Annotated in this window: 8 protein-coding genes; 6 read left to right on the forward strand and 2 right to left on the reverse strand. The window is 43.5% G+C overall.

The genetic code is table 11. The features are described 5' to 3' along the window. Nucleotides 1-1462, forward strand: a 1462-nt coding sequence (locus PN499_RS11980; RefSeq protein ID WP_272032120.1) for a S8 family peptidase, incomplete at its 5' end; no start/stop codon positions are given. Beyond that, nucleotides 1459-1686, forward strand: coding sequence for a hypothetical protein (locus tag PN499_RS11985; protein ID WP_272032121.1), 228 nt, complete (start codon nt 1459-1461; stop codon nt 1684-1686). The genes PN499_RS11980 and PN499_RS11985, both read left to right, overlap by 4 nt. Nucleotides 1687-1958: 272 nt before the next feature. On the opposite strand, the gene PN499_RS11990 is transcribed toward PN499_RS11985, so the two are convergent. Then, on the reverse strand, nt 1959-2792 hold the full coding sequence (locus PN499_RS11990) for an Rpn family recombination-promoting nuclease/putative transposase (protein ID WP_272032123.1): 834 nt from the start codon (nt 2790-2792) through the stop codon (nt 1959-1961). Here PN499_RS11990 and PN499_RS11995 point away from each other — a divergent pair. The 4 genes from PN499_RS11995 (at nt 2782) to PN499_RS12010 (ending at nt 4124) form a co-directional block, all read left to right on the forward strand. After that, nucleotides 2782-2922, forward strand: coding sequence for a hypothetical protein (locus PN499_RS11995; RefSeq protein ID WP_272032124.1), 141 nt, complete (start codon nt 2782-2784; stop codon nt 2920-2922). The genes PN499_RS11990 and PN499_RS11995 overlap by 11 nt on opposite strands. A gap of 91 nt (nt 2923-3013) precedes the next feature. Continuing rightward, on the forward strand, nt 3014-3430 hold the full coding sequence (locus tag PN499_RS12000; RefSeq protein ID WP_272032125.1) for a XisH family protein: 417 nt from the start codon (nt 3014-3016) through the stop codon (nt 3428-3430). Further along, nucleotides 3418-3753 carry a XisI protein gene (locus PN499_RS12005; RefSeq protein ID WP_272032127.1) on the forward strand — a complete coding sequence of 112 codons (336 nt, stop codon included), beginning with the start codon at nt 3418-3420 and terminating at the stop codon, nt 3751-3753. The genes PN499_RS12000 and PN499_RS12005 overlap by 13 nt, the downstream gene beginning before the upstream one ends. 233 nt (nt 3754-3986) lie before the next feature. Then, nucleotides 3987-4124 carry an addiction module protein gene (locus tag PN499_RS12010; protein WP_272032131.1) on the forward strand — a complete coding sequence of 46 codons (138 nt, stop codon included), beginning with the start codon at nt 3987-3989 and terminating at the stop codon, nt 4122-4124. 65 nt (nt 4125-4189) lie between these two features. On the opposite strand, the gene PN499_RS12015 is transcribed toward PN499_RS12010, so the two are convergent. Then, nucleotides 4190-4537 carry a hypothetical protein gene (locus tag PN499_RS12015; protein ID WP_272032129.1) on the reverse strand — a complete coding sequence of 116 codons (348 nt, stop codon included), beginning with the start codon at nt 4535-4537 and terminating at the stop codon, nt 4190-4192. Nucleotides 4538-4662 lie beyond the last annotated feature (125 nt).

Raw genomic sequence — 4662 nt, forward strand, 5'->3', positions numbered from 1 at the left:
CTATAGTGCCTTAGACGTTCCCAACGACCCCATGTATAACAAGCAGTGGAACCTCCGCAGCATCAACGTGGAAGCCGCTTGGAACGAAACTAAAGGCGACGGCGTAACCGTAGCTGTAATTGACACAGGCATCACAGTCGTCCCCGACTTAAAAGATACTAAATTCGTCCCTGGCTACGACTTCGTGAACGATCGCGCCGAAGCCTTTGACGATAACGGACACGGAACCCACGTCGCCGGGACTGTCGCCCAATCTACCAATAACGGTTACGGCGTAGCCGGCATCGCCTACCAAGCCGCCTTAATGCCTCTCAAAGTCTTAAGCGCCCAGGGTGGTGGTACTGTTTCCGACATCGCCGAATCGATCAAATTTGCCGCTGACAACGGCGCAGATGTAATTAACATGAGTCTCGGCGGTGGTGGCGAAAGTCAACTCATGGAAGATGCGATCGCCTACGCCCACAGCAAAGGCGTAACCATCATTGCGGCCGCCGGTAACTCCGCTGAAAATTCGGCATCCTATCCCGCCCGCTATCCCCACGTCATCGGCGTTTCTGCCCTCGGCCCCGACGGCGAAATGGCCCCCTATTCCAACTTTGGCGCAGGAGTCGATATCTCTGCCCCCGGCGGTTCGGAAGCTGGCAAAATCCTACAAAGTACCATTGACCCAGAAACGGGTGCAGAAGTGTTTGAAGGCTACCAAGGCACTAGCATGGCCGCCCCCCACGTCGCCGGAGTTGCAGCCTTATTGAAGGCCACAGGCGTTACTGAACCAGACCAAATGCGGAATGTCTTATTGCAATCAGCGCGAGTTGTCGCCGAAGATCCCCTCAACCACTTTGGCGCAGGTCAACTCGATGCAGCCGCAGCAGTTCAGCTAGCAAATAAAGGTCAAGTCACCTTTCGCGATTTCTTCCGCTGGTTGCGGGATAACGGCTATCTGAATCCCCGCTTTTGGATTGATGGCGGCGCTGTCGCCCTTTTACCTAAATTAGCGATGGTAATCGGTTCCTATATGCTGGCTTGGTTCTTGCGGAATTATTTCCCCTTCCAATGGAGTTGGGGATTTTCTGGTGGTTTAGTTGCTGGCAGTTCGGGGTTATTCTTCCTGCGAGGTCTTTATATCTTCGACCTTCCCCAATGGCCTTTACGGATGATGGGCAGTTCTATTCCTGAACTTGGCAATACAATTCCGGGTAGTGCGATGCTGAATCCAATTTTTGCCAGTGCGTTAATTCCGTTTGTTTTAATTGCCCTATTTTTAGGACATCAAGAATGGAAATGGATCGCTATTGGTTCAGCAATTGGTGTTTCTAGTTGTTTAGCTGTAAGTGCCGCAGTATCCCCCTCTGTCTGGGGTGTGGGTACGGGTTTGCCAGCTCAAATTTTCTTGATTGTCAATGCTTTACTGTGTTTAGTAATAGCACGTTTAGCACTTAAATCGGAGGTAAGAACTGCATGAGTATCACTGTTAAAGGTGTCATTGAACGCAAAGGATTAGGGCCTGGTACTTGGGCTTTAGTAAGTGATAGTGGCGAGACTTATGAACTTAAGGAAGTTCCCTCTGAGTTAAAAAAAGCCGGTCAGAAAGTCAGCGTTAAGGGTGAAGTGCGAAAGGACGTGATGACTTTTGCGATGATTGGCCCAGTGTTGGAAGTGCAATCTTTTGAGGTTGATGGTGATTAGTTGATAGTAAGTTTGTCGCCAGGGTGAAAAAAAACCCCCAGCCAGAATTGGTTGGGGGTTATCCATCAGGGTGCATCTACTAATTTAGTCTCCACTAGGAGGGGGAAAGTTTCAGGATAATTTTTAAAATTTTCTTTGGCGCTAGGGAAAATAAAAAACCCTAGCCGTAATTGGTTAGGGTTCATCTATCAGGGTGCATCTACTAATTTAGTATCCAGTCAGAGGGGGGATGTTTCAGGATGATTTAGAAATAGCGATCGCATCCTAGAGTGTCAATTCGATCGCAAATTCCGCACATCCTCAATGCTGAGTCCCGTTGTTTGAGCGATCGTTTCATCATCCAGGCGATCGAGCAAATTCCGCGCGATCGCCAGCTTTTCTTCTTGTAGAGCTTCTTGAACGGCTTTAATTATAGCTCCTTGTTGGTCATAAATAAACATTTCTCGCCGTTCTAGATCCTCCAATTCCTCACGAGTTAAATTCACTTGATTGGCGATATCAAAAGCTTTATGAATCTCTGGAACGCTATCCATTATTTCCGGGATATCCGTTATCGCCCTCGCATATTTGATGAAATAAATCCATTTATCTGCCAGAGTTTCTAGCTGGTGTACTTCTTTAGTAAATTTTGGAAGTTCTACAAATACTAACTCCATGCTATTATCGGTATATTGGAGATTTGTACTTGCTTCTTTATAGATAAATCTTGAAATTAGTCGATCGCTATTTGCAAACATCTCGAAATCAGTCAGTGTTAATGCAATTACTGGCTTGAGCATTCGGTAGCCTTCTCCTTTCTGCAATTGAAAGGCGTAAGTTTTGGCGGCATTGTACAAAACTCTCTTGCCGAAAGATTCTACGTTTAATACTTGCATTTCAATAATAACTAGCGTACCATCCGCGAGTTTGGCTTTTACATCTAAATAAGTATCTTTCAAACCTTCGACTCTGGGTGGTAGGTTGGGGTTGATAATTTCTAAGTCTTCGATGGTAGGATTGCCATCGTAAATCATGGCATTGAGAAAACTAATGAGAATGTCTTTGCTTTCTGAGGAGCCAAATATTTTTTTGAAGGCGTAATCGGTTTTGGGGTTGATGAATGTCATGATTAAAATTGGGAATGACGACCGATATTTTGATTCTATCATCAGGGCGATTGGACTTGACGGGTGCGATCGACTGATGAGATTCCGAGCTATCCTCACGATTGAAAGTCATAAGCTCGATCGAACTTGACGGGCGATGCTTGTAGCTGCCTACGCCTAAGCGCTTTTCTAGATAGACGCAATTGGAAGTATAATAAAATTGAAGTGTAAAAAAGGGAAAAATGGCAGCGCGGGATCTGTTTCACGAATCTGTTAAAATTGCCCTTCAAAAAGAGAATTGGGTGATTACTGACGATCCGCTAAAGGTGGAAGCAGGTGGAGCAAAGTTTGAAATTGATTTGGGTGCAGAGCGCTTACTCGCAGCAGAAAGGGCGGGAGAGAAAATCGCCGTTGAAATCAAAACATTTTTGGGGGACTCCCCAATTACAGATTATCATGCGGCATTAGGACAGTTTTTAAATTATCGACTTGCTTTAGAAATCAAGGAACCGGATCGCAAGCTGTATTTAGCAGTTCCTATTGCAGTACATGAAGCTTTTTTTCAGAGGGAGTTTTTGCAAATCTCGGTAGAGAGACATCAAGTTAATCGCATTATTTACGATCCAATAAATGAGGTGATTGTACAATGGATAAGTTAGAACATTATCGTCAGTCGATTCAAGCATTATTAACCGAATATGTCGCAACTCCGATCTCCAATGGTGCGATCGAATCGCAAACAATTTTTGATACGCAGCGGGATCATTATCAAGTGACAAATGTTGGTTGGGATGGGCATCGGCGCGTGTATGGATGCGTGCTGCATTTGGATATTAAGGATGGCAAGATTTGGTTGCAACAGAATACAACGGAGATACGAGTCGCCCATGAGTTGGTGGCAATGGGTGTGGCAAAGGAGGATATTATCTTGGGATTTCAAGCACCCTATGTACGCGAGTGGACTGGCTTTGGGGTGGCTTAAAAACGAGAAATTCATGGAATTTTTAGCACAGCGATCGCGATTGACTATCCAAGATTAAGGATCTACTATCCCCTGTAATATCTGGAGGTAATATCAACAGATCATGGTATTATATAAGGCATATTTCTCTTGTGTTTAGGTTGCGATTCATGGATATTACAGCTACCTTAAATGAAATTACAGCCCTCAGCATCAAAGACAGAATTATTCTGGTGCAAGCAATCTGAGATAGTATTGCTGCCAAGCAAGCTTACCCTGATTTGACAGAGCCTCAAAAGCGAGAACTCGATCGCCGGATTGATGACAATGAGATGAATCCAGACAATGTATTGACATGGGAGAAAATCAAAGCATCGGTTAGGAAACAATGATGAATTACGCTCTAGTATTTCGTCTTAATATCTAATTGTGATATTGTTCGTAATTGATTCAGCTTTTAATAAACTGATCGACTTTCTAAAGCCGTAATAATATTACCTTCTACATCTTTAATAGCAGCCATAATGCTATTTTCATGAGCTTTAAGAATTGACCATTTTACCTCATTAAAAAATTCTAAAATATTTTGGCGTAAAGCAGGTTTAGAATCCTTTACCATATTGCTATAATCCCACACATCAAAAATTAAAATACCTAAACCTAGAACTGGATCTAAAATTTGAGCGCCAACTTTTGCAATCATAGCTCCTGCGGCTTTACCTGCTATTTTAGCAGCCACTTTACTAGCAAAACTTATGGCTAGTTTATAACCTATCCCTGTCGCTAAAATTAAGTAGTCAGACAAAATTAATTACATAGGTTTCTCCAAATTCTCGGAGAATTTTTTCTACAGATGCCACAAATGTTGACCAATTTTTGTAAGCATCTATTTCAATCCATTCATACTTAATAAACCGCCATAAGATTTCA

It is taken from the genome of Kamptonema animale CS-326 (assembly GCF_028330895.1).
GTDB classification, from domain to species: Bacteria; Cyanobacteriota; Cyanobacteriia; order Cyanobacteriales; family Microcoleaceae; genus Kamptonema; species Kamptonema formosum.

Coding starts and splice junctions, on each gene's coding strand:
- PN499_RS11995 (WP_272032124.1), top strand. CDS start 2,782: ATGAATGTCATGATTAAAATTGGGAATGACGACCGATATTTTGATTCT.
- PN499_RS12005 (WP_272032127.1), top strand. CDS start 3,418: ATGGATAAGTTAGAACATTATCGTCAGTCGATTCAAGCATTATTAACC.
- PN499_RS11990 (WP_272032123.1), bottom strand. CDS start 2,792: ATGACATTCATCAACCCCAAAACCGATTACGCCTTCAAAAAAATATTT.
- PN499_RS12000 (WP_272032125.1), top strand. CDS start 3,014: ATGGCAGCGCGGGATCTGTTTCACGAATCTGTTAAAATTGCCCTTCAA.
- PN499_RS11985 (WP_272032121.1), top strand. CDS start 1,459: ATGAGTATCACTGTTAAAGGTGTCATTGAACGCAAAGGATTAGGGCCT.